Annotated in this window: 36 protein-coding genes; 4 read left to right on the top strand and 32 right to left on the bottom strand. The window is 68.4% G+C overall.

The window, feature by feature from the left end:
* Nucleotides 1-84 precede the first annotated feature (84 nt).
* The 26 genes from rpmJ to rpsJ form a co-directional block, all read right to left on the bottom strand.
* Entirely contained in the window at nt 85-198 is a 114-nt protein-coding gene (gene rpmJ, locus IF73_RS0125775) for a 50S ribosomal protein L36 (RefSeq protein WP_003956441.1), read from the bottom strand.
* A 62-nt stretch (nt 199-260) separates the two neighbouring features.
* Nucleotides 261-482 carry a translation initiation factor IF-1 gene (infA, locus tag IF73_RS0125770; protein ID WP_003956442.1) on the bottom strand — a complete coding sequence of 74 codons (222 nt, stop codon included), beginning with the start codon at nt 480-482 and terminating at the stop codon, nt 261-263.
* A gap of 335 nt (nt 483-817) precedes the next feature.
* On the bottom strand, nt 818-1,669 hold the full coding sequence (map, locus tag IF73_RS0125765; protein WP_031012115.1) for a type I methionyl aminopeptidase: 852 nt from the start codon (nt 1,667-1,669) through the stop codon (nt 818-820).
* A 97-nt stretch (nt 1,670-1,766) separates the two neighbouring features.
* The gene (locus IF73_RS0125760; RefSeq protein ID WP_031012113.1) at nt 1,767-2,414 is read right to left on the bottom strand and encodes an adenylate kinase; all 648 of its coding nucleotides are present in this window, start codon (nt 2,412-2,414) and stop codon (nt 1,767-1,769) included.
* Nucleotides 2,414-3,733 carry a preprotein translocase subunit SecY gene (secY, locus tag IF73_RS0125755; protein ID WP_031012111.1) on the bottom strand — a complete coding sequence of 440 codons (1,320 nt, stop codon included), beginning with the start codon at nt 3,731-3,733 and terminating at the stop codon, nt 2,414-2,416. The genes IF73_RS0125760 and secY overlap by 1 nt, the downstream gene beginning before the upstream one ends.
* A 218-nt stretch (nt 3,734-3,951) precedes the next feature.
* A complete protein-coding gene (gene rplO / locus IF73_RS0125750; protein WP_030494264.1) occupies nt 3,952-4,407 on the bottom strand; it encodes a 50S ribosomal protein L15 in 456 nt (151 codons plus the stop codon).
* A 2-nt stretch (nt 4,408-4,409) separates the two neighbouring features.
* The gene (gene rpmD, locus IF73_RS0125745) at nt 4,410-4,592 is read right to left on the bottom strand and encodes a 50S ribosomal protein L30 (RefSeq protein WP_005313525.1); all 183 of its coding nucleotides are present in this window, start codon (nt 4,590-4,592) and stop codon (nt 4,410-4,412) included.
* The gene (rpsE, locus tag IF73_RS0125740) at nt 4,592-5,197 is read right to left on the bottom strand and encodes a 30S ribosomal protein S5 (protein ID WP_030201551.1); all 606 of its coding nucleotides are present in this window, start codon (nt 5,195-5,197) and stop codon (nt 4,592-4,594) included. The genes rpmD and rpsE overlap by 1 nt, the downstream gene beginning before the upstream one ends.
* Nucleotides 5,198-5,242: 45 nt before the next feature.
* Nucleotides 5,243-5,626 (bottom strand): 50S ribosomal protein L18, encoded by a 384-nt coding sequence (gene rplR, locus IF73_RS0125735; protein ID WP_031012107.1) that lies wholly within the window; start codon nt 5,624-5,626, stop codon nt 5,243-5,245.
* Between the two features lie 3 nt (nt 5,627-5,629).
* Nucleotides 5,630-6,169 (bottom strand): 50S ribosomal protein L6, encoded by a 540-nt coding sequence (gene rplF / locus IF73_RS0125730; protein WP_031012105.1) that lies wholly within the window; start codon nt 6,167-6,169, stop codon nt 5,630-5,632.
* 20 nt (nt 6,170-6,189) lie between these two features.
* Nucleotides 6,190-6,588: a 30S ribosomal protein S8 gene (rpsH, locus tag IF73_RS0125725; RefSeq protein ID WP_031012103.1), complete on the bottom strand. Its 399-nt coding sequence runs from the start codon at nt 6,586-6,588 to the stop codon at nt 6,190-6,192.
* 223 nt (nt 6,589-6,811) lie between these two features.
* Complete coding sequence (locus tag IF73_RS0125720; RefSeq protein WP_003956452.1) at nt 6,812-6,997, bottom strand: type Z 30S ribosomal protein S14; 186 nt, start codon at nt 6,995-6,997, stop codon at nt 6,812-6,814.
* A 5-nt stretch (nt 6,998-7,002) separates the two neighbouring features.
* Nucleotides 7,003-7,560, bottom strand: coding sequence for a 50S ribosomal protein L5 (gene rplE, locus IF73_RS0125715; protein WP_106979021.1), 558 nt, complete (start codon nt 7,558-7,560; stop codon nt 7,003-7,005).
* The gene (gene rplX, locus IF73_RS0125710) at nt 7,557-7,868 is read right to left on the bottom strand and encodes a 50S ribosomal protein L24 (protein ID WP_031012100.1); all 312 of its coding nucleotides are present in this window, start codon (nt 7,866-7,868) and stop codon (nt 7,557-7,559) included. Before rplX ends, rplE begins: the two co-directional genes overlap by 4 nt.
* A 2-nt stretch (nt 7,869-7,870) precedes the next feature.
* Nucleotides 7,871-8,239, bottom strand: coding sequence for a 50S ribosomal protein L14 (rplN, locus tag IF73_RS0125705; RefSeq protein ID WP_003956455.1), 369 nt, complete (start codon nt 8,237-8,239; stop codon nt 7,871-7,873).
* A 97-nt stretch (nt 8,240-8,336) separates the two neighbouring features.
* A complete protein-coding gene (gene rpsQ, locus IF73_RS0125700; protein ID WP_024755411.1) occupies nt 8,337-8,618 on the bottom strand; it encodes a 30S ribosomal protein S17 in 282 nt (93 codons plus the stop codon).
* Nucleotides 8,618-8,842 carry a 50S ribosomal protein L29 gene (rpmC, locus tag IF73_RS0125695; protein WP_030494258.1) on the bottom strand — a complete coding sequence of 75 codons (225 nt, stop codon included), beginning with the start codon at nt 8,840-8,842 and terminating at the stop codon, nt 8,618-8,620. The genes rpsQ and rpmC overlap by 1 nt, the downstream gene beginning before the upstream one ends.
* Nucleotides 8,842-9,261 (bottom strand): 50S ribosomal protein L16, encoded by a 420-nt coding sequence (rplP, locus tag IF73_RS0125690; protein WP_030494257.1) that lies wholly within the window; start codon nt 9,259-9,261, stop codon nt 8,842-8,844. The genes rpmC and rplP overlap by 1 nt, the downstream gene beginning before the upstream one ends.
* Before the next feature lie 5 nt (nt 9,262-9,266).
* Nucleotides 9,267-10,097 (bottom strand): 30S ribosomal protein S3, encoded by an 831-nt coding sequence (gene rpsC / locus IF73_RS0125685; protein ID WP_030759375.1) that lies wholly within the window; start codon nt 10,095-10,097, stop codon nt 9,267-9,269.
* A complete protein-coding gene (gene rplV, locus IF73_RS0125680) occupies nt 10,097-10,444 on the bottom strand; it encodes a 50S ribosomal protein L22 (protein ID WP_031012097.1) in 348 nt (115 codons plus the stop codon). Before rplV ends, rpsC begins: the two co-directional genes overlap by 1 nt.
* A gap of 43 nt (nt 10,445-10,487) precedes the next feature.
* Nucleotides 10,488-10,769: a 30S ribosomal protein S19 gene (gene rpsS, locus IF73_RS0125675; RefSeq protein WP_030759378.1), complete on the bottom strand. Its 282-nt coding sequence runs from the start codon at nt 10,767-10,769 to the stop codon at nt 10,488-10,490.
* A 12-nt stretch (nt 10,770-10,781) separates the two neighbouring features.
* Nucleotides 10,782-11,618, bottom strand: coding sequence for a 50S ribosomal protein L2 (gene rplB, locus IF73_RS0125670; RefSeq protein ID WP_030494254.1), 837 nt, complete (start codon nt 11,616-11,618; stop codon nt 10,782-10,784).
* 39 nt (nt 11,619-11,657) lie between these two features.
* Nucleotides 11,658-11,975 (bottom strand): 50S ribosomal protein L23, encoded by a 318-nt coding sequence (gene rplW, locus IF73_RS0125665; RefSeq protein WP_030759382.1) that lies wholly within the window; start codon nt 11,973-11,975, stop codon nt 11,658-11,660.
* Nucleotides 11,975-12,625 (bottom strand): 50S ribosomal protein L4, encoded by a 651-nt coding sequence (rplD, locus tag IF73_RS0125660; RefSeq protein WP_031012094.1) that lies wholly within the window; start codon nt 12,623-12,625, stop codon nt 11,975-11,977. The genes rplW and rplD overlap by 1 nt, the downstream gene beginning before the upstream one ends.
* 4 nt (nt 12,626-12,629) lie before the next feature.
* Nucleotides 12,630-13,274 carry a 50S ribosomal protein L3 gene (gene rplC, locus IF73_RS0125655; RefSeq protein ID WP_031012092.1) on the bottom strand — a complete coding sequence of 215 codons (645 nt, stop codon included), beginning with the start codon at nt 13,272-13,274 and terminating at the stop codon, nt 12,630-12,632.
* 13 nt (nt 13,275-13,287) lie between these two features.
* A complete protein-coding gene (gene rpsJ, locus IF73_RS0125650) occupies nt 13,288-13,596 on the bottom strand; it encodes a 30S ribosomal protein S10 (RefSeq protein ID WP_003948644.1) in 309 nt (102 codons plus the stop codon).
* Between the two features lie 541 nt (nt 13,597-14,137).
* Between rpsJ and IF73_RS0125645 the strand changes: the two genes are divergently transcribed.
* A complete protein-coding gene (locus IF73_RS0125645; protein WP_078868253.1) occupies nt 14,138-16,114 on the top strand; it encodes a PIG-L family deacetylase in 1,977 nt (658 codons plus the stop codon).
* 93 nt (nt 16,115-16,207) lie between these two features.
* On the opposite strand, the gene tuf is transcribed toward IF73_RS0125645, so the two are convergent.
* The 5 genes from tuf to IF73_RS0125620 all read right to left on the bottom strand — a co-directional run bounded on the left by tuf (nt 16,208) and on the right by IF73_RS0125620 (nt 21,377).
* Entirely contained in the window at nt 16,208-17,401 is a 1,194-nt protein-coding gene (gene tuf, locus IF73_RS0125640; RefSeq protein WP_031012088.1) for an elongation factor Tu, read from the bottom strand.
* A gap of 158 nt (nt 17,402-17,559) precedes the next feature.
* A complete protein-coding gene (gene fusA, locus IF73_RS0125635; protein WP_031012087.1) occupies nt 17,560-19,686 on the bottom strand; it encodes an elongation factor G in 2,127 nt (708 codons plus the stop codon).
* A 39-nt stretch (nt 19,687-19,725) separates the two neighbouring features.
* The gene (gene rpsG / locus IF73_RS0125630; RefSeq protein WP_030494244.1) at nt 19,726-20,196 is read right to left on the bottom strand and encodes a 30S ribosomal protein S7; all 471 of its coding nucleotides are present in this window, start codon (nt 20,194-20,196) and stop codon (nt 19,726-19,728) included.
* Nucleotides 20,197-20,198: 2 nt separating this feature from the next.
* On the bottom strand, nt 20,199-20,570 hold the full coding sequence (rpsL, locus tag IF73_RS0125625; protein ID WP_003948652.1) for a 30S ribosomal protein S12: 372 nt from the start codon (nt 20,568-20,570) through the stop codon (nt 20,199-20,201).
* Between the two features lie 357 nt (nt 20,571-20,927).
* The gene (locus IF73_RS0125620) at nt 20,928-21,377 is read right to left on the bottom strand and encodes a helix-turn-helix domain-containing protein (RefSeq protein ID WP_031012084.1); all 450 of its coding nucleotides are present in this window, start codon (nt 21,375-21,377) and stop codon (nt 20,928-20,930) included.
* 238 nt (nt 21,378-21,615) lie between these two features.
* Between IF73_RS0125620 and IF73_RS39785 the strand changes: the two genes are divergently transcribed.
* From IF73_RS39785 to IF73_RS0125605, 3 genes are read left to right on the top strand one after another with little or no spacing between them, the layout of a single operon-like run.
* Nucleotides 21,616-21,996: a WhiB family transcriptional regulator gene (locus tag IF73_RS39785; protein ID WP_199806715.1), complete on the top strand. Its 381-nt coding sequence runs from the start codon at nt 21,616-21,618 to the stop codon at nt 21,994-21,996.
* Entirely contained in the window at nt 21,993-22,724 is a 732-nt protein-coding gene (locus IF73_RS0125610; protein WP_037880463.1) for a hypothetical protein, read from the top strand. The genes IF73_RS39785 and IF73_RS0125610 overlap by 4 nt, the downstream gene beginning before the upstream one ends.
* Nucleotides 22,718-22,921 carry a hypothetical protein gene (locus IF73_RS0125605; RefSeq protein ID WP_031012078.1) on the top strand — a complete coding sequence of 68 codons (204 nt, stop codon included), beginning with the start codon at nt 22,718-22,720 and terminating at the stop codon, nt 22,919-22,921. Before IF73_RS0125610 ends, IF73_RS0125605 begins: the two co-directional genes overlap by 7 nt.
* Before the next feature lie 65 nt (nt 22,922-22,986).
* Here the strand turns inward: IF73_RS0125605 and IF73_RS0125600 are convergent, their stop codons facing one another.
* The gene (locus IF73_RS0125600; RefSeq protein WP_031012076.1) at nt 22,987-23,817 is read right to left on the bottom strand and encodes a hypothetical protein; all 831 of its coding nucleotides are present in this window, start codon (nt 23,815-23,817) and stop codon (nt 22,987-22,989) included.
* Nucleotides 23,818-23,867: the final 50 nt, after the last annotated feature.

Below are 23,867 nucleotides of genomic sequence, written 5' to 3'. Positions count from 1 at the left end.
GATCACGGCCGGACGGGCTCTGCTATGTACGTGTTGCTATGCGTCGCGCGAAGAACTGCGAGATGCAGGTTCGGTCGGCGTGCGTCAGCCCTGGCGCTGCTTGTGGCGCAGGTTGTCGCAGATGACCATGACCCGACCGTGACGGCGGATCACCTTGCACTTGTCGCAGATCTTCTTGACGCTCGGCTTGACCTTCATGGGTGTGAGGTTCTCCGGGTCAGTGCCACCACCCGCGCGCGGAGGCGGGGTGCGGGCAAGATCTACTTGTAGCGGTAGACGATCCGGCCACGCGTCAGGTCGTACGGAGACAGCTCCACGACGACCCGGTCGTCCGGGAGGATACGGATGTAGTGCATCCGCATCTTGCCGGAGATGTGCGCGAGGACCTTGTGACCGTTCTGGAGCTCCACCTTGAACATGGCGTTCGGCAGGGACTCGATCACGGTGCCCTCGATCTCGATGGCACCTTGCTTCTTGGCCACGCTTCGCCCTTCGAATCGGCTACCTTGATCGACTCTCACTCTCCGGTGCGGACACACGGGTACACGAGAGCCGACGCATCAGTCTACGCCAGGCCCCTCGAAAAGACGAATCCGAGGAATCTGCCCAGCGCGGAAGATCATTACTCCGCCACGCGCCCACCGGGACGGAGGCGCGCCCACCGGACGCGTGGCGGTCATGCCGGCGGGGCAGCCCCGCCTCACGCACCGCTCGCGGGCTCGGCGCCGGAGCGCCTCACAAGCTTCGCGGCGCTGCGGCGGACTCCGCCCGCCGAGGCGCGGCGCGTCCGGCGCGTGGCGCGTCCGGCGCGTGGCGCTTACGCCAGCGGGTCCGGGGCGGCGGTCACGCCCAGTTCCGCCAGCTTCGCCTTGCCGCCGTCCACCGCCGTGAGGACCAGGGGGCCCTCCTCGGTGAGGGCGACGCTGTGCTCCCAGTGGGAGGACCAGGTGCCGTCGGTGGAGACGACCGTCCAGTCGTCGGCGAGGACCTCGGTGTGCGGCGTGCCGAGGGAGACCATCGGCTCGATCGCCAGGCAGAAGCCGGGGACCAGCTTCGGGCCCTTGCCGCGCTTGCGGGAGACGTAGTTCAGCAGGTGCGGGTCCATGTGCATCTCGGTGCCGATGCCGTGGCCGCCGTAGTCCTCGACGATGCCGTACTTTCCCAGGCTGTGGTCGCCCACGGCCGGCCGCGGCTGCCGCTTGATGTACGACTCGATCGCCTTCGAGATGTCGACCAGGCGCGCGCCCACCCGCATCGCCGCGATGCCGGCCCACATCGACTCCTCGGTCACCCGGGAGAGCTCGATCAGCTCCGGCGCGTGACCGGTGCCGACGAAGGCGGTGTACGCGGCGTCGCCGTGCCAGCCGTCCACGATCGCGCCGGCGTCGATCGAGATGATGTCGCCGTCCTTGAGGACCGTCTTCTCGTCGGGGATGCCGTGGACCACGACCTCGTTGACCGAGGTGCAGATGGTCGCGGGGAACCCGCCGTACCCGAGGAAGTTCGACTTCGCCCCGTGGTCGGCGATCACCTTGCGCGCGACCTCGTCCAGGTCCTTCGTCGTGGCGCCCGGCACGGCCGCCTCGCGGGTCGCCGCGTGGATGGCGGCGACGACCAGCCCCGCCTCGCGCATCTTCGCGATCTGCTCGGGGGTCTTGATCTGCACCATCGTGGGCGGGGCCTTTCCATCGAGTACGGGGAACAGAACAACGATACGGCCGCGGCGCCCGTCAGGGGCACCGCGGCCGTACCGCGTGAGCGTGGGGTTACTTCTTCAGCGCGTCCATGGCACGCGCCGTGACCTCGTCCACCTTGCCGAGCGCGGAGATCGTCACGACCAGGTTCTGCGCCCGGTAGTAGTCGATGATCGGCTCGGTCTGCGTGTGGTAGACCTCCAGGCGGGTGCGGACGGTCTCCTCGGAGTCGTCCGCGCGCTGGTAGAGCTCGCCACCGCAGACGTCGCAGACGCCCTCGGTCTTCGGGGCGTTGTACGTCACGTGGAAGACGTGCGAGGAGTCGTTGCGGCAGATGCGGCGACCCGCGATCCGCTTCACGACCTCGTCCTCGGGGACCTCGAGGTCCAGGACCGCGTCCAGCTGCATGTCGTCCGCCTTGAGGGCGACATCCAGGGCCTCGGCCTGGGCCACGTTGCGCGGGAACCCGTCGAGCAGGAAGCCGTTCGCGGCGTCCGCCTGCTCCATACGGTCCTTGGCCATTCCGATGGTCACCTCGTCCGGGACGAGCTCGCCCCGGTCCATGTAACCCTTCGCCTTCAGGCCCAGCTCCGTGCCCTGCGAGATGTTGGCACGGAAGAGGTCACCCGTGGAGATGTGGGGAATGGCCAGGTTCTTGGCAAGGAACGCGGCCTGCGTTCCCTTGCCGGCCCCGGGCGGTCCGACGAGGACGATTCGCATCAGCGGAGGAACCCTTCGTAATTGCGCTGCTGGAGCTGGCTCTCGATCTGCTTCACGGTCTCCAGCCCCACACCCACGATGATCAGGATGCTCGTCCCACCGAACGGGAAGTTGGCATTGGCACCGCCGAAGCCTGCCAACGCCATCGTCGGCACAAGAGCGATCAGACCCAAGTACAGCGAGCCCGGCCAAGTGATCCGGTTGAGCACGTAGCTCAGGTACTCGGCAGTAGGTCGACCAGCCCGGATACCCGGGATGAAGCCACCATACTTCTTCATGTTGTCGGCGACTTCCTCGGGGTTGAACGAGATCGCCACGTAGAAGAAGGCGAAGAACACGATCAGGAGGAAGTACGTGGCGATGTAATACGGGTGGTCACCCTTGACGAAGTGGGCTTCGATCCAGGTCTTCCACCCCGCCGTGGAGTTCGAGAACTGCGCGATCAGCGCCGGGATGTAGAGCAGCGACGAGGCGAAGATGACAGGAATCACACCTGCCTGGTTCACCTTCAACGGGATGTAAGTGGACGTACCGCCGTACGACCTGCGGCCGATCATCCGCTTCGCGTACTGCACCGGGATACGGCGCTGGGCCTGCTCGACGAAGACGACGAGGGCCACCATGACGAAGCCGATGAGGATGACGGTGCCGAACTCGATCCAGCCCTGGGCGAGCTTGCCGCTCTCCTTGATGGCCCACAGGGCGCCCGGGAAGCCGGCGGCGATCGAGATGAACATCAGGATCGACATGCCGTTGCCGATGCCGCGGTCGGTGATGAGCTCACCGAGCCACATGACGATGGCGGTGCCCGCGGTCATGGTGATGACCATGGTGGCGATGGTGAAGATCGAGGGGTCCGGCACGACCTGGTCGGCGACGCTGCAGCCGCTGAAGAGGGCACCGCTCTTGGCGGTGGCCACGAGACCCGTGCCCTGCAGGATCGCCAGCGCGATCGTCAGGTAGCGGGTGTACTGCGTGATCTTCGCCGTACCGCTCTGGCCCTCCTTCTTGAGGGCTTCCAGACGGGGGATCACGACGGTGAGCAGCTGCAGGATGATGCTCGCCGTGATGTACGGCATGATGCCGAGCGCGAAGATGGTGATCTGCAGCAGTGCGCCGCCACTGAACATGTTCACCAGGCCGAACAGGCTGTTGTTGCCCTCGCTCGCCTGGTCCACGCACATCTGGACGGCCTCGTACTTGACGCCCGGAACGGGGATGTGGGCCCCGAGGCGGTACAGCACGATGATCGCCAGCGTGAAGAGCAGCTTCTTGCGCAGGTCGGGCGTCTTGAACGCCCGGGCGAAGCCGGTGAGCACGGTGCCTCCTGCGACCCCCGCGCTAAGCGTCAGAGGTGACGGTCTTGAGATTCGATAAGGACTGATAGAGATCGGTCCCGGCTCGGCGGTGTCTATACCGCATGAGCATGGACGGTGCACGCCACCTTACCGGCGACCATGCCCCCCTAGGAACGACCAACCGGGGATGCCCCTTTTGGGAGGCATCCCCGGTCGGATGTTCAGGCCATCGAGTCGTCTCAGACGAGCTCGGTGACGGTGCCGCCGGCGGCGGCGATCTTCTCCTTGGCGGAGCCGGAGACGGCGTCGACCGTCACCTGCAGCGCCACGGAGACCTCGCCGGTGCCGAGCACCTTGACGAGCTGGTTCTTACGAACCGCACCCTTGGCGACCAGGTCGGCCACCGTGACCTCGCCACCCTGCGGGTAGAGCGCGGCCAGCTTGTCCAGGTTCACGACCTGGTACTCGGTGCGGAACGGGTTCTTGAAGCCCTTGAGCTTCGGGAGACGCATGTGGAGGGGCATCTGCCCACCCTCGAAGCGCTCCGGAACCTGGTAGCGGGCCTTGGTGCCCTTGGTACCACGACCGGCCGTCTTACCCTTCGACGCCTCACCACGACCCACACGGGTCTTGGCGGTCTTGGCGCCCGGGGCGGGACGGAGGTTGTGGATCTTGAGCGGGTTGTTCTCCGCCATGATCAGTCGACCTCCTCAACCGTCACGAGGTGGCGGACGGTGTGCACCATTCCGCGGAACTCGGGGCGGTCCTCCTTGACGACCACGTCGTTCAGGCGCTTGAGCCCGAGCGAACGCAGCGTGTCGCGGTGGTTCTGCTTGCTGCCGATGTACGACTTCGTCTGCGTGATCTTGAGGCGAGCCATTACGCACCCGCTCCCGCACGCGCACGAAGCAGAGCCGCGGGGGCGACGTCCTCGAGCGGCAGACCACGGCGAGCCGCGATCTCCTCGGGACGCTGCAGGCCCTTCAGGGCCTCCACGGTCGCGTGCACGATGTTGATCGCGTTGTCGGAGCCGAGCGACTTCGACAGGATGTCGTGAACGCCGGCGCACTCGAGCACGGCGCGCACCGGGCCACCGGCGATAACACCGGTACCGGGGGACGCCGGCTTGAGCAGGACGACGCCCGCGGCCTTCTCACCCTGGATGGGGTGGGGGATGGTGCCCTGGATACGGGGAACCTTGAAGAAGTGCTTCTTGGCCTCCTCCACACCCTTGGCGATGGCGGCCGGCACCTCCTTGGCCTTGCCGTAACCGACACCCACGGTGCCGTCACCGTCGCCCACCACGACCAGCGCGGTGAAGCTGAAACGACGACCACCCTTGACAACCTTGGCGACGCGGTTGATCGCGACTACGCGCTCAACGTACGCGGTCTTCTCGGCGGCGGCAGCGCCACCGTCGCGGCCCTTCCGGTCCCGCCGCTCGCCGCCACCGGCACCGCTGCCGCGGCGCTGGGGTCCAGCCATTGGAATACCTCTCTCTGTTACGTCCGTTAGTCCCGGAACCGGGGCTTAGAACTTCAGCCCGGCTTCGCGGGCGGCGTCAGCCAGAGCGGCAATGCGCCCGGCGTACCTGTTGCCACCACGGTCGAACACGACGGCCTCGACACCGGCGGCCTTGGCGCGCTCGGCGACCAGGGCGCCGACCTGCTGGGCCTGCGAGGACTTGGAGCCCTCGCCACCGCGGATCGAAGCGTCCAGGTGGGACGCCGACGCGACGGTGTGACCCTTGAGGTCGTCGATGACCTGCGCGGTGATACCGCGGTTCGTGCGCGTCACGACGAGGCGCGGACGCTCCGCCGTACCCGACACGTTCTTGCGGATGCGCAGGTGACGGCGCGCCTTCGCGGCGCGCTTGTAAGCGTCGCCCTTGGCGATCTTGACACCGTATGCCATGGCTTACTTACCAGCCTTTCCGACCTTGCGGCGGATGACCTCGCCCGCGTACTTGACGCCCTTGGCCTTGTACGGGTCGGGCTTCCGCAGCTTGCGGATGTTCGCGGCGACCTCGCCGACCTTCTGCTTGTCGATGCCCTCGACCGAGAACTTGGTCGGCGACTCGACCTTGAAGGAGATGCCCTCGGGGGCCTCCACCAGGATCGGGTGGCTGTAGCCGAGCTGGAACTCCAGGTCGGAGCCCTTCGCGGCCACGCGGTAACCGACACCGCTGATCTCGAGCGCCTTGACGTACCCCTGGGTCACACCGGTGATCATGTTGGCCACCAGCGTGCGGGACAGGCCGTGGAGGGCCTTGTTCTGACGCTCGTCGTTCGGACGGGTGACGTTCAGAACGCCGTCCTCGCCCTTAACGATCTCGATCGGCGCGGCGACGGTGTGGGTCAGGGTGCCCTTGGAACCCTTCACCGTGACCGTGCGGCCCTCGATGGTGACGTCCACGCCGGCGGGAACCGTGATGGGGAGCTTGCCGATTCGCGACATTGCTATTCCTCCGTTCCCGACTACCAGACGTAGGCGAGGACTTCCCCACCCACGCCCTTCTTCTGCGCCTGCTGGCCGGTCAGGAGACCGTGGGACGTGGAGATGATCGCCACGCCCAGGCCGCCGAGGACCTTCGGCAGGTTGGTGGACTTCGCGTAAACCCGGAGGCCCGGCTTCGAGATCCGCTTGATGCCCGCGATGGAGCGCTCACGGTTCGGACCGAACTTGAGGTCGATGACGAGGTTCTTGCCGACCTCGGCGTCCTCGACCTTCCAGCCGGTGATGAAGCCCTCCTGCTGGAGGATTTCCGCGATGTGCGACTTGATCTTGCTGTGCGGCATCGTCACGGTGTCGTGGTACGCCGAGTTCGCGTTACGCAGACGCGTGAGCATGTCTGCGATCGGATCAGTCATGGTCATGAATTGGCCTTCGGCCTCTCTCGCCGGGGTTTCCTGGTGCACCATCCCTCTCCCCGATCCGAGACGGGGCGGGTGCGGTGCGGTGGACCTACGGCGTAGTAAGTCGTACGGGCGGCGGACGCCCAACCCCACTAGCCTAAGCCATGTGGGACCGGGAGTCCGCCAACCCAATGCCTACCGAGAGACTCCGGTCATTCACCAACGCCCAATGGGCGAGGGGGAATTACCAGGAGCTCTTGGTCACGCCCGGCAGCTCGCCACGGTGAGCCATCTCACGGAGGCACACGCGGCACAGGCCGAACTTGCGGTACACGGAGTGGGGGCGACCGCAGCGCTGGCAGCGGGTGTACGCACGCACACCGAACTTGGGCTTGCGGGCAGCCTTAGCGATGAGAGCCTTCTTCGCCATCTCGCTTACGCCTCCTTGAACGGGAAGCCGAGGTGACGCAGAAGGGCACGGCCCTCGTCGTCGTTGGTCGCCGTGGTCACCACGGTGATGTCCATACCCCGGGTACGGTCGATCTTGTCCTGGTCGATCTCGTGGAACATGACCTGCTCCGTGAGACCGAAGGTGTAGTTGCCGCGGCCGTCGAACTGCTTCGGCGACAGGCCACGGAAGTCGCGGATGCGCGGCAGCGCGAGCGACAGGGTGCGGTCCAGGAACTCCCACATGCGGTCACCGCGGAGGGTGACGTGGGCACCGATCGGCTGGCCCTCGCGCAGCTTGAACTGCGCGATGGACTTGCGGGCCTTGGTGACGGCCGGCTTCTGACCGGTGATCGTGGTGAGGTCGCGGATCGCGCCCTCGATCAGCTTCGAGTCACGGGCGGCGTCGCCGACACCCATGTTGACCACGATCTTCACGAGGCCGGGGATCTGCATGACGTTCTCGTACTTGAACTCGTCACGCAGCTTGCCCGCGATCTCCTCGCGGTACTTCGTCTTGAGACGCGGAGTGGTGGTAGCCATCAGATGTCCTCACCCGTCCGCTTGGCAACGCGGATCTTGTTGCCCTCGTCGTCGAAGCGGTAACCCACACGCGTGACGACCTTCTTGCCGTCCTTCTCCACGACCAGCTGGACGTTGGAGACGTGGACCGGAGCCTCGGTGGTCACGATGCCGCCGGCCTGGTTCGGGCCGGCCTTCGTGTGCTTCTTGACCCGGTTGACACCCTCGACGAGGACACGGTTCTCGCTGGGCATGGCCGCGATGACCTTGCCCTGCTTGCCCTTGTCCTTGCCGGTGATGACCTGGACCAGGTCGCCCTTCTTGATCTTCATGCTTACAGCACCTCCGGCGCGAGCGAGATGATCTTCATGAACTTCTTCTCGCGCAGCTCACGGCCGACCGGGCCGAAGATACGGGTGCCACGAGGGTCGCCGTCGTTCTTCAGAATGACGGCGGCGTTCTCGTCGAAGCGGATGTACGAGCCGTCCTGGCGGCGGCGCTCCTTGACGGTGCGAACGATGACCGCCTTGACGACGTCACCCTTCTTCACGTTGCCACCGGGGATCGCGTCCTTGACGGTGGCGACGATGACGTCACCGATGCCCGCGTAGCGGCGACCCGAACCACCGAGAACACGGATGCAAAGGATCTCCTTGGCACCAGTGTTGTCGGCGACGCGAAGTCGCGACTCCTGCTGGATCACGTCTATCTCCTGATTGTCTGCCGGTTCCCGGCAGGGGCACCGGAGTGCCCCTGCCGAGCCTGGCGGAACTGTTCCTAGGGGGTCCCCCTAGGAGGGATTACTTGGCCTTCTCGAGGATCTCGACGACGCGCCAGTGCTTCGTCGACGACAGCTTCCGGGTCTCCATCAGGAGGACGCGGTCGCCGATGCCGGCAGCGTTCTGCTCGTCGTGAGCCTTGAGCTTGTTCGTACGGCGGATGACCTTGCCGTACAGCGCGTGCTTGACGCGGTCCTCGACGGCGACGACGACGGTCTTGTCCATCTTGTCGCTGACGACCAGGCCCTCGCGGACCTTGCGAGCGTTGCGCTCGGTCTTCTCAGTCACGTTGCTCTCGCTCATCAGGCGTTCTCCACCGTCTCAATGCCGAGCTCACGCTCACGCATGAGGGTGTAGATCCGGGCGATGTCCTTACGGACCGCCCGCAGACGGCCGTGGTTCTCGAGCTGACCCGTCGCCGCCTGGAAGCGGAGGTTGAACAGCTCTTCCTTGGCCTCGCGGAGCTTGGCCACAAGCTCCTCGTTGCCCAGCTCGCGCAGCTCGGACGCCTTGGTACCGGCCGACATCACAGCTCACCTGCCTCGCGCTTAACGATCTTGCACTTCATCGGCAGCTTGTGAGCCGCACGAGTCAGAGCCTCACGCGCGATCTTCTCGTTCGGGTAGGACAGCTCGAACATCACCCGACCGGGCTTGACGTTCGCGATCCACCACTCCGGCGAACCCTTACCGGAACCCATGCGGGTCTCGGCAGGCTTCTTCGTCAGCGGGCGGTCCGGGTAGATGTTGATCCAGACCTTGCCGCCACGCTTGATGTGGCGGGTCATCGCGATACGCGCGGCCTCGATCTGGCGGTTGGTCACGTAGGCCGGGGTGAGGGCCTGAATGCCGTACTCGCCGAACGCAACCTGCGTGCCACCCTTGGACATGCCGTTGCGCTTCGGGTGGTGCTGCTTGCGGTGCTTGACCCTACGGGGGATCAGCATTTCGGTCAGGCCTCCGTTCCGGTGCTCTCGGCAGCCGGAGCGGCGGCGGCCTCGGCCTTGGGGGCCTCGGCAGCGGGAGCCTGCTGCGGCTTGCGACCGCGACCGCCACGCTCGCCACCGCGGCCACCACGGCCGGCCGGGCGGTCAGCACCGCCACGGGCCGGGCGGTTGCCGGCGCGGGCGGCGGCGTTCTCGGCGCGGACCTCGGCGATGTTCTTGACGTCGCCCTTGTAGATCCAGACCTTCACGCCGATGCGGCCGAAGGTCGTCTTGGCCTCGAAGAAGCCGTACTCGACGTTCGCGCGGAGCGTGTGCAGCGGCACACGGCCCTCGCGGTAGAACTCCGAGCGGGACATCTCGGCGCCGCCGAGACGGCCACCACACTGGATCTTGATGCCCTTGGCGCCGGCCTTCATGGCGGACTGCATGCTCTTGCGCATGGCCCGACGGAAGGAGACGCGGGAGGAGAGCTGCTCGGCGACGGCCTGGGCCACGAGCTGAGCGTCGACCTCGGGGTTCTTGACCTCGAGGATGTTCAGCTGGACCTGCTTGCCGGTCAGCTTCTCCAGCTGGCCGCGGATCTTGTCGGCCTCGGCGCCACGGCGACCGATGACAATGCCCGGACGAGCGGTGTGGATGTCCACGCGGACACGGTCACGGGTGCGCTCGATCTCAACCTTCGAGATGCCGGCGCGCTCCATGCCGGACGTCAGCATCCGACGGATGGCGACGTCTTCCTTGACGTAGTCCTTGTACAGCTTGTCGGCGTACCAGCGGGACTTGAAGTCCGTGGTGATGCCGAGCCGGAACCCATGCGGGTTAACCTTCTGGCCCATTACCGGGTTCCTTCCTTGCTGCTGACGACCACGGTGATGTGGCTGGTCCGCTTGCGGATCCGGTAGGCACGGCCCTGGGCACGCGGACGGAACCGCTTCAGGGTCGGACCCTCGTCGACGAACGCCTCGCTGATGTACAGCGAAGAGGCGTCCGTGTGGTCGTAGTTGTGCGCGGCGTTGGCAATGGCGCTGTCGAGCACCTTGCCGACCGGCACGGAGGCTGCCTGCGGAGCGAATCGCAGAACAGCCTGAGCCTCCGTGGCATCCATGCCACGGATCAGGTCCACCACGCGGCGGGCCTTCATGGGCGTGACGCGGATGTACCGCGCCTGGGCCCTGGCTTCCATGGTTGTCCCTTCAGTTACTTACGTGTCTGAATGCGATCCGCTACTAGCGGCGCTTCGACTTCCGGTCTTCCTTGACGTGACCCCGGAAGGTACGCGTCGGCGAGAACTCGCCGAGCTTGTGCCCGACCATCGACTCGGTGACGAACACCGGGACGTGGGTCTTGCCGTTGTGCACCGCGATCGTGTGCCCGAGCATCGCCGGGATGATCATGGAGCGACGGGACCAGGTCTTGATGACGTTCTTGGTACCGGCCTCGTTCTGAGCGTCCACCTTCTTGATGAGGTGGCCGTCGACGAAGGGTCCCTTCTTGAGACTGCGCGGCATCTAAACCCGCTCCTAGCGCTTCTTGTTCGTCTTGCGGCGGCGGACGATGTACTTGTTCGAAGCCTTCTTCGGCGAACGCGTACGACCCTCCTTCTGACCCCACGGGGAGACCGGGTGGCGACCACCGGAGGTCTTGCCCTCACCACCACCGTGCGGGTGGTCAACCGGGTTCATCGCCACACCGCGAACGGTCGGGCGGACGCCCAGCCAGCGCTTGCGGCCGGCCTTACCCCAGTTGATGTTCGACTGCTCGGCGTTGCCGACCTCGCCGATGGTGGCGCGGCAGCGGGCGTCGACCAGACGGATCTCGCCGGACGGCATGCGGAGGTGGGCCATCGTGCCCTCCTTCGCAAGCAGCTGCACGGAGGCACCCGCGGAGCGGGCGAACTTGGCGCCACCGCCGGGACGGAGCTCGATCGCGTGGATCGTGGTACCGACCGGGATGTTGCGGAGGGCCAGGTTGTTGCCGGGCTTGATGTCCGCGCCCGGGCCGTTCTCGACGCGGTCACCCTGCGTCAGACCCTTGGGAGCGATGATGTAGCGCTTCTCGCCGTCCGCGTAGTGGAGCAGCGCGATGCGCGCGGTGCGGTTGGGGTCGTACTCGATGTGAGCGACCTTGGCCGGCACGCCGTCCTTGTCGTGACGACGGAAGTCGATCACGCGGTAGGCGCGCTTGTGGCCACCGCCCTGGTGACGGACGGTCACACGACCGGTGTTGTTACGGCCGCCCTTGCTGTGCAGGGGGCGGACCAGCGACTTCTCCGGCGTGGACCGCGTGATCTCGACGAAGTCGGCTACGGAGGAGCCACGACGGCCCGGCGTAGTCGGCTTGTACTTGCGGATACCCATTTCTCAGTCCTCGTCCGATATCGGACGACTCGACCGCCGTCAGGCGGTCGGGCCGCCGAAGATGTCGATTCGGTTGCCCTCGGCCAGGGTCACGATGGCGCGCTTGGTGTTGGCGCGCTTGCCGAAACCGGTGCGGGTGCGCTTGCGCTTGCCCTGACGGTTGATCGTGTTGACCCCGGTGACCTTGACCGAGAAGACCGCCTCGACGGCCTGCTTGATCTGGGTCTTGTTGGAGCCGGGCGCGACGATGAACGTGTACTTGTTCTCGTCGAGCAGGGCGTAGCTCTTCTCGGAGACAACCGGCTTGACGAGGACGTCGCGCGGGTCCGTGAAGGTCTTGCTGGTGATCTCGGCCATCAGGCTTCGTTCCCCTCGTTGTCGTCGGCCTTGGGGCCAGACACGAAGGACTCGAAGGCGGCCTGGGTGAAGACCACGTCGTCGGATCGCATCACGTCGTACGTGTTCAGCTGGCCCGGCTCCAGGATGTGCACCTGGGGCAGGTTGCGGGCGGACAGCCACGCGGCCTCGTCGGCACGCTCGGCGACCAGGAGCAGGTTCTTGCGCTCCGAGATCTTGCCGAACAGCGTCTTGGCGGCCTTGGTGGAGACGTCACCCTCGACCACGCCGGAGACGACGTGGATGCGGGAGTGGTTCGCCCGGTCGGAGAGGGCACCGCGGAGGGCGGCGGCCTTCATCTTCTTGGGGGTCCGCTGCGAGTAGTCACGCGGCACGGGACCGTGCACGACGCCACCACCGGCGAACTGCGGGGCGCGGGTCGAACCCTGACGGGCGCGGCCGGTGCCCTTCTGGCGGTAAGGCTTCTTGCCACCACCGCGGACCTCGCCACGCGTCTTGGTCTTGTGGGTGCCCTGGCGGGCAGCCGCAAGCTGCGCGACGACGACCTGGTGGATCAGCGGGACGCTGATCTTGGCGTCGAAGATCTCGGCCGGGAGCTCGATGGTCCCCGCCTTGTCGCCGGCAGGCGACAGAATGTCAATGGTGCTCATATCCTCAGGCCCCCTTGGCCGCGGTGCGGACCAGGACGAGGCCGCCGTTCGGACCAGGAACCGCGCCCTTGATGAGCAGCAGGCCCTTCTCCGCGTCAACGGCGTGAACGGTCAGGTTCTGGGTGGTCACGCGCTCGTTGCCCATGCGGCCGGCCATGCGCATGCCCTTGAAGACGCGGCCCGGGGTGGCGCAGCCACCGATCGAACCGGGCTTGCGGTGCACGCGGTGGGCACCGTGGGAAGCCTTGCCACCACGGAAGTTGTGGCGCTTCATGGCACCGGCGAAGCCCTTGCCCTTGCTCTTGCCGGTCACGTCGACCTTGATGCCCGCCTCGAAGACCTCGGCGGTGATCTCCTGGCCGAGGGTGTACTCGCTGGCGTCAGCGGTACGGATCTCGACAAGGTGACGGCGCGGGGTGACGTCGGCCTTGGCGAAGTGGCCCTTGAGGGGCTTGTTCACCTTGCGCGGGTCGATCTCGCCGAAGGCGATCTGGACCGACTCGTAACCGTCGACGTCGTTCGTACGCACCTGGGTCACGACATTCGGGCCGGCCTTGACGACGGTCACCGGGACGACCCGGTTGTTCTCGTCCCAGACCTGCGTCATGCCGAGCTTCTCGCCCAGGATGCCCTTGATGTTCTTAGCCATCTCGCGCGTCACCTCAGAGCTTGATCTCGATGTCGACGCCAGCCGGCAGGTCGAGACGCATCAGCGAGTCAACCGTCTTCGGCGTGGGGTCGAGGATGTCGATGAGGCGCTTGTGCGTGCGCATCTCGAAGTGCTCGCGCGAGTCCTTGTACTTGTGCGGCGACTTGATGACGCAGTACACGTTCTTCTCAGTGGGCAGCGGCACCGGGCCCGCGACCGACGCACCAGTGCGGGTCACCGTCTCGACGATCTTCTTCGCCGAGGAGTCGATGACCTCGTGGTCGTAGGCCTTGAGCCGGATGCGGATCTTCTGTCCCGCCATGGCTACTTCGTAGTCCTGTCTCTTTGTTAACGCCCTGGAACCCGGTCGGTTTGCGTCCCTCCTCCGACCCACGCGGTCGGGCGTGTCGCACTCCCTCTACGAAGAAGTCCCGAAGGATTTCCCAACCAAGGGGGTGCGGGCCGAAGACCGCGGAACGGGGGTGAACACCCACCGGGCGCCTGGCTGGTACCCCGCTGACGCTTCCCGGAAGATTCCCGTACGTCCGCCCCTGAGAAGGGGCGACGAGTACTGTGGGACTCGCTTCCGGTCCTCCCGGCGGGAGGCGCGCAGCATCGGCACTCAACCGAGCAACCCCGCTAGTCTGCCATACGGGCCCGGCGGGCCGCCAATCGGGGGCGAAGACTGTACCCCACGTCACGTACGGGTACACGCACGGGGCGCGCACGCCGCGTATACGCGCCGCCGACGCCGCCCCGTCGCCGCATCGTCGCGATCCCCGCCCTCCTGCCGCCGTGAGGGCAACCCCGACCGTCCATGGGCCGTCTAGCCAGGGACCGATCTCGGGGGAAGGGCCACCGCCGTGCACATACCGTCCCGCCGTACGCTCCTGGCCACCGCCGTGGGCGCGGCGCTGACCGCGGGCTGTTCCGTGCCCGCCGCGCGCCGCGCCTCGCCGGCCGCGGACCCGGCGCCGGGGAAGCCGTTCGCGGGCGGGGAACCGGGCCGGGCGCTGCTGCTCCAGATCGTGGCGCACCCGGACGACGACCTGTACTTCATGAACCCGGACGGGCAGCGGCTGCTCGACGCCGGGGTGCCGCTGGTCTCCGTGTACGTGACGGCCGGCGAGCACACCGGCGTCAACCGGATCAAGGGCATGCCGAGGACGCCGCCGGACCGGGCCGCGTACTCCTCTGCCCGCCGCCAGGGCCTGCGGCAGAGCTACGCGGCGGCGCTGGGCCTGCCGCTGTTCGCGCCGTGGCGGCGCGAGGCGCTGGCGCTGGAGGGCGGCCGCACGGCCGAGCGGGCGGTCCTGGCACACGGCGGGCGCCGGGTGGAGCTGGTCTTCCTGGACCTGCCGATGCACACCCCGCGCCGGTACATGGCGCTGCCCGCGCTGTGGGAGGACCGGGCCCTGGAGCTGTCCGCGCACCGTTCGGCCGGCTCGCCGGTGACGCGCCCGGGACCGTACGACCACGACGGTCTGGTGGCGGCCCTGACCGGGCTGCTGCGCCGCTACCGGCCCACGGTGGTGCACACCCTCGACCCGGATCCGGACGTCCAGCCGGGCGACGAGGCGACCCGCCGCCGGAACTCCGAGCAGCGGGGCTTCTCCGACCACGGGGACCACACGGCTGCGGCCTGCTTCGGCTGGGCGGCGCTGGTCCGCTGGGTGGCGGAGGAGACCCGGGCGGGGGCGCCGGTCCCGGTCTTCACGGCGACCGCCTTCCGCGGCTACTACAACCGGCACTGGCCGAAGAACCTGCCGCCCGCCGTGCTGGCGGGCAAGGCCGCCCGGCTGGTGCCGTACGGCGGGGACCCGTCCTGGGAGTGCGGCAACCCGTCGGGCTGCGGCGACTACGGCGTCGGCGGCGACCGGCCGCTGACCAACCGCAAGGGCTGGGTCCGCTCCACCCATCACCGCTGGCCCGGCCCGGGGCTCGCGCTCGCCGAGGAGCCGGACGGGCGGCTCGCCGCGTACGGGGTGCTGGGGCTGCGGGCGGTGCGCCGCCGGGAGACCTCCGCCGGGGTGTGGGGCGAGCCGGAGGACCTGGGCGGCGGGCCGCTGGCGCCCGCGCTGGGCGCGGCGGTGCTGCCGGACGGGCGGGTGCTGCTCTTCGGGGTGCGGTTCGCGGCCCTGGAGGGGCGGGGCGGGCCGAACCGCCGGGAGGTGGTCCTGCTCGAACAGCGCTCCCCCGGTGGTCCGTTCCTGCCCTGGCGCGGGCTCGGCACCCCGGACCGGGGCGCGGACCGCAGCCGCCGGCTGGGCGCACCGATGGCGGTGGCGGCCCCGGACGGCCGGGTGCGGCTGTACGTGCGGAACGCGGCGCGGGGCGTCGCCGAGCGGGTCCGCGAGCCGGACGGCACCTGGGGGCCGTGGCGGGCGCTGCCGGGCGACGCGGTGGTGCAGGACGGTCTGGCCGTCTCGCTGGACGGGTCCGGCCGGACGCATGTGTACGCGGCGGGCGCCGGGGCCGTACGCCACTGGGTGGACGGGCGGGAGGCGCCGGGGGCGCTGCCGCTGTCGGGTTCGACGGTGGCGAGCGCGGACGGCGGGCTCTACCACCGGGCGCCGGCCTCGGCCCGGCTGACCGGCCCGGACGGCGCGGACGCGGGTCTGGACGGCTTCGGGGAGATACGGGCGGTGGCTTCGGCCGGACGGGGCACGGTGCTGCTGGGGACGGACACCGCGGGGCGGCTGTGCGTGCGGGCCGGCGGCCGGCTCCGTACCCGCGTGCAGGGCCCGCCGGCGGTGTCGGCCGCGCTCCACGTGGGCGCCCGCGGGGTGACGGTGGTGGGGCAGGGCCCGGACGGGCGGCTCTGGTCCTGGCGGCCGTAGCAGGCGACCGGGAACGCGAGAAGGCCCCGCACCTCTCGGTGCGGGGCCTTCCCCCTGCTAGCAGCTCGTACGAGCTACCAGGTCAGTTCAAGATCAGGCGTTGATCTTGACGACCTGGCCGGCGCCGACGGTCCGGCCACCCTCACGGATGGCGAACTTGAGGCCCTCCTCCATGGCGACGGGCTGGATCAGCTCGACGGACATGGAGGTGTTGTCGCCCGGCATGACCATCTCGGTGCCCTCGGGGAGGGTCACGACGCCGGTCACGTCCGTGGTACGGAAGTAGAACTGCGGGCGGTAGTTGTTGAAGAACGGGGTGTGACGGCCACCCTCGTCCTTCGACAGGATGTACGCCTGGGCCTCGAAGGAGGTGTGCGGCGTGACCGAGCCCGGCTTGATGATGACCTGGCCGCGCTCGACGTCCTCGCGCTTGATGCCACGGAGGAGCAGACCGACGTTCTCACCGGCCTGGCCCTCGTCGAGGAGCTTGCGGAACATCTCGATGCCGGTGACCGTGGTGGTGGTCTTCTCGGTCTTGATGCCGATGATGTCGACGGTCTCGTTGACCTTGAGGACACCACGCTCGATACGACCGGTGACGACGGTGCCACGACCGGTGATCGTGAAGACGTCCTCGATCGGCATCAGGAACGGCTTGTCGACGTCACGCTCGGGCTGCGGGATGGACTCGTCCACGGCCTTCATGAGGCCGAGGAGCTTCTCGCCCCACTCCTTGTCGCCCTCGAGCGCCTTGAGCGCCGAGACGCGGACGACCGGCAGGTCGTCGCCCGGGAACTCGTACTCGGAGAGGAGCTCACGGACCTCGAGCTCGACGAGCTCCAGGATCTCCTCGTCGTCCACCATGTCGGCCTTGTTCAGGGCGACGACGATGTACGGAACGCCGACCTGGCGGGCCAGGAGCACGTGCTCCTTGGTCTGCGGCATCGGGCCGTCGGTGGCGGCGACCACGAGGATGGCGCCGTCCATCTGCGCGGCACCCGTGATCATGTTCTTGATGTAGTCCGCGTGACCGGGGCAGTCGACGTGGGCGTAGTGACGCGACTCGGTCTGGTACTCGACGTGCGCGATCGAGATCGTGATACCGCGCTGGCGCTCCTCGGGAGCCTTGTCGATCTGGTCGAAGGCCGAGGCCTCGTTCAGGTCCGGGTACGCGTCGTGCAGCACCTTGGTAATGGCGGCCGTGAGGGTCGTCTTACCGTGGTCGATGTGACCGATGGTGCCGATGTTGACGTGCGGCTTAGTCCGCTCGAACTTCGCCTTCGCCACTGGGGTCCTCCTGGAGTGGTTCTGAACGCCTTGCTTCATCGGCGCCAGGTGATCTTTGCTGGGGTGCCGTCCGACAGGGGGTGTCCCTCTCGGGACGGCCCCCCATCGGTCGGTGACAAGCCTAAAGCGTGTGGACGCGGTGCGTTAAACGCGGTGCGTTACTCGCCCTTGGCCTTCGCGATGATCTCCTCGGCGACGTTCCGCGGAACCTCGGCGTAGGAGTCGAACTGCATGGAGTAGCTGGCACGGCCGGACGTCTTGCTGCGCAGGTCGCCGACGTAGCCGAACATCTCCGAGAGGGGCACGAGGCCCTTCACGACGCGGGCACCGGCCCGCTCCTCCATGGCCTGGATCTGGCCACGGCGGGAGTTGATGTCGCCGATGACCTCACCCATGTAGTCCTCGGGCGTGGTGACCTCGACGGCCATCATCGGCTCAAGGAGCACGGGAGAAGCCTTGCGCGCGGCCTCCTTGAAGGCCTGCGAGCCGGCGATCTTGAAGGCGAGCTCGGAGGAGTCGACCTCGTGGTACGCACCGTCGTGCAGGATCACACGCACGCCGACCATCTCGTAGCCGGCGAGGATGCCGAACTGCATGGCCTCCTGCGCACCCGCGTCCACCGAGGGGATGTACTCCTTGGGGATGCGGCCACCGGTGACCTTGTTCACGAACTCGTACGACGCCTCGCCGCCCTCGATCGGCTCGATGCCGATCTGGACCTTGGCGAACTGACCCGTACCACCGGTCTGCTTCTTGTGCGTGTAGTCGACGCGCTCGACGGCCTTGCGGATCGTCTCGCGGTAGGCCACCTGCGGCTTGCCGACGTTGGCCTCGACCTTGAACTCGCGACGCATGCGGTCGACGAGGATGTCGAGGTGGAGCTCGCCCATGCCACCGATGATGGTCTGGCCGGTCTCCTCGTCCGAGTGGACCTGGAAGGAGGGGTCCTCCTCCGCGAGACGCTGGATGGCGACACCCAGCTTCTCCTGGTCACCCTTGGACTTGGGCTCGATCGCGACCTGGATGACCGGCGCCGGGAAGTCCATGGACTCCAGGATGACCGGGTTCTTCTCGTCGCACAGCGTCTCACCGGTGGTGGTCTGCTTCAGGCCCATGACGGCGACGATGTCGCCGGCGCCCACCGAGTCGATCTCCTCACGCTTGTTGGCGTGCATGCGGTAGATCTTGCCGATGCGCTCCTTCTTGCCCTTGACGGAGTTCAGCACCGCGGTGCCGGCCTCCAGGCGACCGGAGTAGATCCGGACGAAGGTGAGCTTGCCGAGGTGCGGGTCGCTCGCGATCTTGAACGCGAGGGCGGCCAGCGGCTCGTCGTCGGACGGCTTGCGGCGGACGACGACCTCGGCGTCCTTGACGTCCTGGCCCTCGATGGCCTCGACGTCGAGGGGCGACGGCAGGTAGCGGACGACGGCGTCGAGCAGGGGCTGGACGCCCTTGTTCTTGAACGCGGTGCCACAGAACACCGGGGTGACCGTGGTGTCGCCGCCCTTGCCGGAGGCGATGGTGATGCGACGGATCGCGGTGTAGAGCTGCTCCTCGGTGGGCTCCTCGCCCTCGAGGAAGAGCTCCATGAGCTCCTCGTCGTTCTCGGCGACGGCCTCGACGAGCTTGGCGCGCCACTCGTCGGCGAGCTCCTGCTTGTCGGCCGGGATGTCGACGACGTCGTACATCTCGCCCTTGGTCGCCTCGGCGGACCAGACGAGGGCCTTCATCTTCACGAGGTCGATGACGCCCTGGAAGTCGGCCTCGGCACCGATCGGGAGCTGCATGACGATCGGGGTCGCGCCGAGGCGGGACACGATCATGTCGACACAGCGGAAGAAGTCGGCACCCGTGCGGTCGAGCTTGTTGACGAAGCAGATGCGCGGAACGCCGTAGCGGTCCGCCTGACGCCAGACGGTCTCGGACTGGGGCTCGACGCCGGCGACGCCGTCGAACACGGTGACAGCACCGTCGAGCACGCGCAGCGAACGCTCCACCTCGACGGTGAAGTCGACGTGGCCCGGCGTGTCGATGATGTTGATCGTGTGGTCGACGTTCTCGAGCGGCCAGTGGCAGGTGGTGGCAGCGGACGTGATCGTGATGCCACGCTCCTGCTCCTGCTCCATCCAGTCCATCGTGGCAGCGCCGTCGTGGACCTCACCGATCTTGTACGAAACGCCGGTGTAGAACAGGATCCGCTCGGTGGTGGTCGTCTTGCCCGCGTCGATGTGGGCCATGATGCCGATGTTGCGCACCTTGGCCAGGTCAAGCGAAGTGGTAGCCATAAGGCTTCAGTCTTCTCTCGGTCTCGATGGGGGTTGCGACTACCAGCGGTAGTGCGCGAAGGCCTTGTTGGACTCGGCCATCTTGTGCGTGTCCTCGCGCTTCTTGACCGAAGCACCCAGGCCGTTCGAGGCGTCCAGGAGCTCGTTCATGAGGCGCTCGGTCATGGTCTTCTCGCGGCGGGCGCGGGAGTAACCGACGAGCCAGCGCAGCGCGAGGGTGGAGGCACGACCGGGCTTGACCTCGATCGGCACCTGGTAGGTGGCGCCACCGACACGACGGGACTTGACCTCGAGAGCCGGCTTGACGTTCTCGAGGGCGCGCTTCAGCGTGACGACCGGGTCAGCACCGGTCTTCTCGCGGAGGCCCTCCATGGCGCCGTAGACGATGCGCTCGGCGGTGGAGCGCTTGCCGTCGAGCAGGATCTTGTTGATCAGCGACGTGACAAGAGGAGAACCGTAGACCGGGTCGATGATGACCGGGCGCTTCGGGGCGGGGCCCTTACGAGGCATTCTTACTTCTCCTTCTTGGCGCCGTAGCGGCTGCGGGCCTGCTTGCGGTTCTTGACACCCTGGGTGTCGAGGGAGCCGCGGATGATCTTGTAACGAACACCAGGCAGGTCCTTCACACGGCCACCACGCACGAGCACGATGGAGTGCTCCTGCAGGTTGTGTCCCTCACCCGGGATGTAGGCCGTGACCTCGATGCCGCTGGTCAGACGCACACGCGCGACCTTACGGAGGGCCGAGTTCGGCTTCTTCGGGGTGGTCGTGAACACACGCGTGCAGACGCCACGGCGCTGGGGCGAACCCTCGAGAGCGGGCGTCTTGTTCTTCTCGACCTTGTCCTGCCGGCCCTTCCGGACCAGCTGCTGGATCGTAGGCACTACTTCTCCGGTTTCTGTGTGCCGTAAGTACTACTAACCTGAAACATTCACCGACCCACGCGGTCGGGCGTGTCGGATCCGGCGGACCTCCGCTGAGCACGGAAAGGGCGCGGATCACGGTGGCCGGTCTTGGACTCACCGTGCGGTTGTGGACACGCACAGGAGCCCAGGCACACCCCAGGCACAAGGCATGAGCGTACCTACCGTACGGACTGCGGTCAAAAGAAAAGGGGTCCGGCCGCCGGGGCGGCCCCCGGTGGATCTTGGAACCGCCCCCGCGAGGCGCCTCGGACCGCGCCGGCGAAGCACATCCGAGGCCCGCTGTCCACCGCGCGGGGGCCCGGCGCGGCGCGGGGGTCAGTCGCGGGCCGTGCGGCGGGACTCGGCGCGCGGCTCCTCGGCCTCGGCGGCGGTGTCGGGCTCCAGGAACTGGCTGACCACCTTGACGAAGACGCCCATGCGCTCGTCGGGGACGCCGAGCCAGCGGGCGAAGTCCTCCATGGTGGGCTGCCAGTCGGTCGGCGGGAGCAGGTCCGCCGCGAGGGGGAGTTCCTCGGGGGTGACCCGGCCGGAGCGGATCAGCATGTCCCGGACGGAGACCCCGAGGAGCGGGGCGATCCTGCGCATGGTCTCCAGGTCGGGCATGCTCTGCCGCTGCAGCAGACGGGTCACCGCGGCCCGGTGGACCCCGGCCTCGTCCGCGATCCGGGACTTGCCGCCGCCGCGCGGGCTGTCGATGTCGTATCCGCGCCGTCTCATCAGGCCTTCGACCCAGCCGGCGAACTCGTCGAGCCCTTGACTGTTCATGCTCTACCGCTCCCTCATCATCCCCACCCTTCGGGTCCCTCACTCTAGCGTGCTTGCGCGCACGGAATTACGTGCTTTCGGGCACGCAATCGTGTCGAATCGATGAAGACCCCTCCACACCGTTAGTTGCGAGCTCGCACGCAACATGCGAGGCTGCTGGCGCCGCACTCGCCGGCCCCTGGACGCCAGGCCCCCGTGGCCCCGCGCCCGGCGGCCCCGGACCGTGGAGAGAACCGTCTTGTCCCAGCCCGACCCGACCCCCTGGCAGGCCGCCGCCGCGTGCGCCGGCCTCTCCCCGTCCGTCGTCTTCGCCCGCCGCGAGCGGCAGGCCGCCCCCGCCCTGCGGGCCTGCGCCGCCTGCCCCGTCCCCCGCGAGTGCGAGGCGGCCGTCGCCCCCGCCGAGAGCTGGTTCGACGGCGTCTGCGCGGGGCGCCTGTGGCGCAACGGACGCCCGGTGAAGCCCCGTTCGTCCCGCTACGCGAAGCCGGGCGCCGCCGACCCGCTCGGCCGCCCGGACCCCGCCGCCCCGCTGGGCCCGCTCGATCCCCGTACCGTCGCCACGCAGCTCGACGCCGTGCTCGCCGCAGGCGCGGGCGGCCGCGCCGGGGGGACCGCATGACCGGCGACGCCGGCACCGAGGCCGTCCTGCGGGACGCGCTGCTCTGGGCCGCCGCCCTCGTCCGCCAGTTCCCCGAGCTCGCCGAGGAGCTGGCGCCCGGCCGCCGCTCCCCCGCCGGCACAGCGCCCGCCGCCCCGCGCGCCGGCGACGCCGAACTCCTCCGCCAGGAGCGGCGCGAGGCGCTGCTCCTGGAACAGCGGCACGGGCTCGCCGTCCCCGGCCACGGCGCCGCCCCGATCCGGCTGCACGTCTCGGACTGCATCCGGGACGTGACCGACGGCGTGGTGGAGCTGGAGGAGGCCGTGTGCGCGCGGCTCGGGCTGCCGCGGCCGCCGCGGGCCGGGGTGACCGACCGGCTGCGCCGGGTCGTCGGGCTCCTCGACGCCGTCACCGCCCACCCGGACCTGCTCCGCCACGTGCGGGACGAGATCCGGCGGATGGCCCGCCGGTGCGCGCGCACGCTCGGCGAGGCGGAGTCGGTGGTGCGGGTGGCCGGACGCTGCCCGTGGTGCGACTCGGTCTCGCTGCGCGCCTTTCCGGACCGGCGGGCGGTGCTGTGCGTGAACCCCGCCTGCGTGTGCGTCGATCCGGTGTGCGGCTGCCAGGACGACCCCGCCTACCGGCACCTGTGGCGGGAGGACGAGTGGCGGGAGCTCGCGGACGCGTCCGGGGCGCGCGCGGAGGAGATCGAGGCGGCGATGGACGACACCGAGGAGACCCCATGCTGAGCACGCCCCGTCTGCCGGTCCTGATCCCGGGGCCGCTGGCCGCCGAGGAGGCCGGGGTGGCACCGGCGACCATCCGCAAGTGGGTCCAGCTGGGCCATCTGCGGGCCGCGGGCCGGGCGGGCCGCGCGCAGCTCTTCCGCCTGGAGGACGTCTTCGCGGCGGAGCGGGCGGCCCGGCGCCGGCCGCGTACCGCCTGACCGCGGCCCAGAACCGACGGAGCGCCCCGTGTCCGAACGTGGACACGGGGCGCTCCGTCGTTCCGTCACGCCTTCAGGAAGGCGTGGAGGGAGTCGGTGAGGGCCTCGGTGAAGCGGGCGCGGACCGGCTCGGCGACGCGGTCGAGGGAGAGGTACGGGTTGAGGTCCTCCAGCTCGACCAGGAGCAGTCCGCCGTCCCGGGTGCGGCAGGCGTCGACGCGCTGGACGCCGTGGCGGAGGGTGTTCCAGTCGACGAACCGGCGGGCGAAGGCCAGGTCGGCCGGGGTGGGCTCGTACGGCTCCAGGACCCAGCGGCGCTCGGGGTCGGGGGCGTACAGGGCGTACTGGAAGAGGTCGTCGACGAAGACGAAGGAGACCTCGTACGCGAAGTCGATCCGCGGCTGGACGAGGAGCTCCCCGTCGAGGTCGAGCCCGGCCAGCTCCTCGTACGGCAGGAACCGCAGCCCTATGGAGTCGGCGCCGGCCTTGGGCTTGACGGCGTAGAGCCCGGCCTCGGGGAGGCGGCCGAGGTCCTCGCGGCGGTCGACGGTGGGGATGACGGGCAGCCCGGCGGTGGTGAGGTCGAGGAGGTACTGCTTGCCGGCCATGTCGCCGCGCCCGTGGAGCGGGTTGTAGACCCGGGTCCCGAGGGCGGCGGCCCGCTCGCGGAAGCGGTCGTACGCCTCCTGGTGGTGGAGGACCGGGCCGCTGTTGCGCACGACGACGGCGTCGAAGGCGTCCATGAGCGCGGCGGCGTCGCGCGGGTGGCACAGCGCGAGGTCGAAGGAGGCGCGGAGCCGGGCGGTGAGGTCGATGTCCTCGTCGCAGTAACGACGTCCACGGGCCGGGTAGGCGAGGTCGGTGACGTAGAGCAGACGGGGACGGGCGGCGGACACGGGCGACTCCTCGGGGAGGGGGCGGAGTGGGGTGGGCGCTGTCTCTTATA

The sequence above is a fragment of the Streptomyces sp. NRRL F-5727 genome, from assembly GCF_000719555.1.
GTDB lineage: Bacteria > Actinomycetota > Actinomycetes > Streptomycetales > Streptomycetaceae > Streptomyces.
Note: the sequence above shows the minus strand (reverse complement) of the source record. Positions and strands in the feature narration are given on the sequence as shown.

What these genes read in the sequence shown, in the direction of transcription:
- IF73_RS0125760 (WP_031012113.1), bottom strand. Translation starts at nt 2,414, where the DNA reads ATGCGAATCGTCCTCGTCGGACCGCCCGGGGCCGGCAAGGGAACGCAG.
- rplR (WP_031012107.1), bottom strand. Translation starts at nt 5,626, where the DNA reads ATGGCATACGGTGTCAAGATCGCCAAGGGCGACGCTTACAAGCGCGCC.
- rplB (WP_030494254.1), bottom strand. Translation starts at nt 11,618, where the DNA reads ATGGGTATCCGCAAGTACAAGCCGACTACGCCGGGCCGTCGTGGCTCC.
- rpsE (WP_030201551.1), bottom strand. Translation starts at nt 5,197, where the DNA reads ATGGCTGGACCCCAGCGCCGCGGCAGCGGTGCCGGTGGCGGCGAGCGG.
- rpmC (WP_030494258.1), bottom strand. Translation starts at nt 8,842, where the DNA reads ATGTCGGCCGGTACCAAGGCGTCCGAGCTGCGCGAGCTGGGCAACGAG.
- rplW (WP_030759382.1), bottom strand. Translation starts at nt 11,975, where the DNA reads ATGGCCGAGATCACCAGCAAGACCTTCACGGACCCGCGCGACGTCCTC.
- rplV (WP_031012097.1), bottom strand. Translation starts at nt 10,444, where the DNA reads ATGGAAGCCAGGGCCCAGGCGCGGTACATCCGCGTCACGCCCATGAAG.
- IF73_RS0125620 (WP_031012084.1), bottom strand. Translation starts at nt 21,377, where the DNA reads ATGAACAGTCAAGGGCTCGACGAGTTCGCCGGCTGGGTCGAAGGCCTG.
- rplC (WP_031012092.1), bottom strand. Translation starts at nt 13,274, where the DNA reads ATGGCTAAGAACATCAAGGGCATCCTGGGCGAGAAGCTCGGCATGACG.
- rpsC (WP_030759375.1), bottom strand. Translation starts at nt 10,097, where the DNA reads ATGGGCCAGAAGGTTAACCCGCATGGGTTCCGGCTCGGCATCACCACG.
- rplP (WP_030494257.1), bottom strand. Translation starts at nt 9,261, where the DNA reads ATGCTGATCCCCCGTAGGGTCAAGCACCGCAAGCAGCACCACCCGAAG.
- rpsS (WP_030759378.1), bottom strand. Translation starts at nt 10,769, where the DNA reads ATGCCGCGCAGTCTCAAGAAGGGACCCTTCGTCGACGGCCACCTCATC.
- rplD (WP_031012094.1), bottom strand. Translation starts at nt 12,625, where the DNA reads ATGAGCACCATTGACATTCTGTCGCCTGCCGGCGACAAGGCGGGGACC.
- rpmJ (WP_003956441.1), bottom strand. Translation starts at nt 198, where the DNA reads ATGAAGGTCAAGCCGAGCGTCAAGAAGATCTGCGACAAGTGCAAGGTG.
- rplF (WP_031012105.1), bottom strand. Translation starts at nt 6,169, where the DNA reads ATGTCGCGAATCGGCAAGCTCCCCATCACGGTTCCCGCCGGCGTGGAC.
- IF73_RS0125610 (WP_037880463.1), top strand. Translation starts at nt 21,993, where the DNA reads ATGACCGGCGACGCCGGCACCGAGGCCGTCCTGCGGGACGCGCTGCTC.
- rpmD (WP_005313525.1), bottom strand. Translation starts at nt 4,592, where the DNA reads ATGGCTCGCCTCAAGATCACGCAGACGAAGTCGTACATCGGCAGCAAG.
- fusA (WP_031012087.1), bottom strand. Translation starts at nt 19,686, where the DNA reads ATGGCTACCACTTCGCTTGACCTGGCCAAGGTGCGCAACATCGGCATC.
- rpsJ (WP_003948644.1), bottom strand. Translation starts at nt 13,596, where the DNA reads ATGGCGGGACAGAAGATCCGCATCCGGCTCAAGGCCTACGACCACGAG.
- rpsG (WP_030494244.1), bottom strand. Translation starts at nt 20,196, where the DNA reads ATGCCTCGTAAGGGCCCCGCCCCGAAGCGCCCGGTCATCATCGACCCG.
- rpsH (WP_031012103.1), bottom strand. Translation starts at nt 6,588, where the DNA reads ATGACCATGACTGATCCGATCGCAGACATGCTCACGCGTCTGCGTAAC.
- IF73_RS0125720 (WP_003956452.1), bottom strand. Translation starts at nt 6,997, where the DNA reads ATGGCGAAGAAGGCTCTCATCGCTAAGGCTGCCCGCAAGCCCAAGTTC.
- rpsQ (WP_024755411.1), bottom strand. Translation starts at nt 8,618, where the DNA reads ATGAGCGAGAGCAACGTGACTGAGAAGACCGAGCGCAACGCTCGCAAG.
- map (WP_031012115.1), bottom strand. Translation starts at nt 1,669, where the DNA reads ATGGTGCAGATCAAGACCCCCGAGCAGATCGCGAAGATGCGCGAGGCG.
- rplO (WP_030494264.1), bottom strand. Translation starts at nt 4,407, where the DNA reads ATGGCGGAGAACAACCCGCTCAAGATCCACAACCTCCGTCCCGCCCCG.
- IF73_RS0125605 (WP_031012078.1), top strand. Translation starts at nt 22,718, where the DNA reads ATGCTGAGCACGCCCCGTCTGCCGGTCCTGATCCCGGGGCCGCTGGCC.
- rplX (WP_031012100.1), bottom strand. Translation starts at nt 7,868, where the DNA reads ATGAAGATCAAGAAGGGCGACCTGGTCCAGGTCATCACCGGCAAGGAC.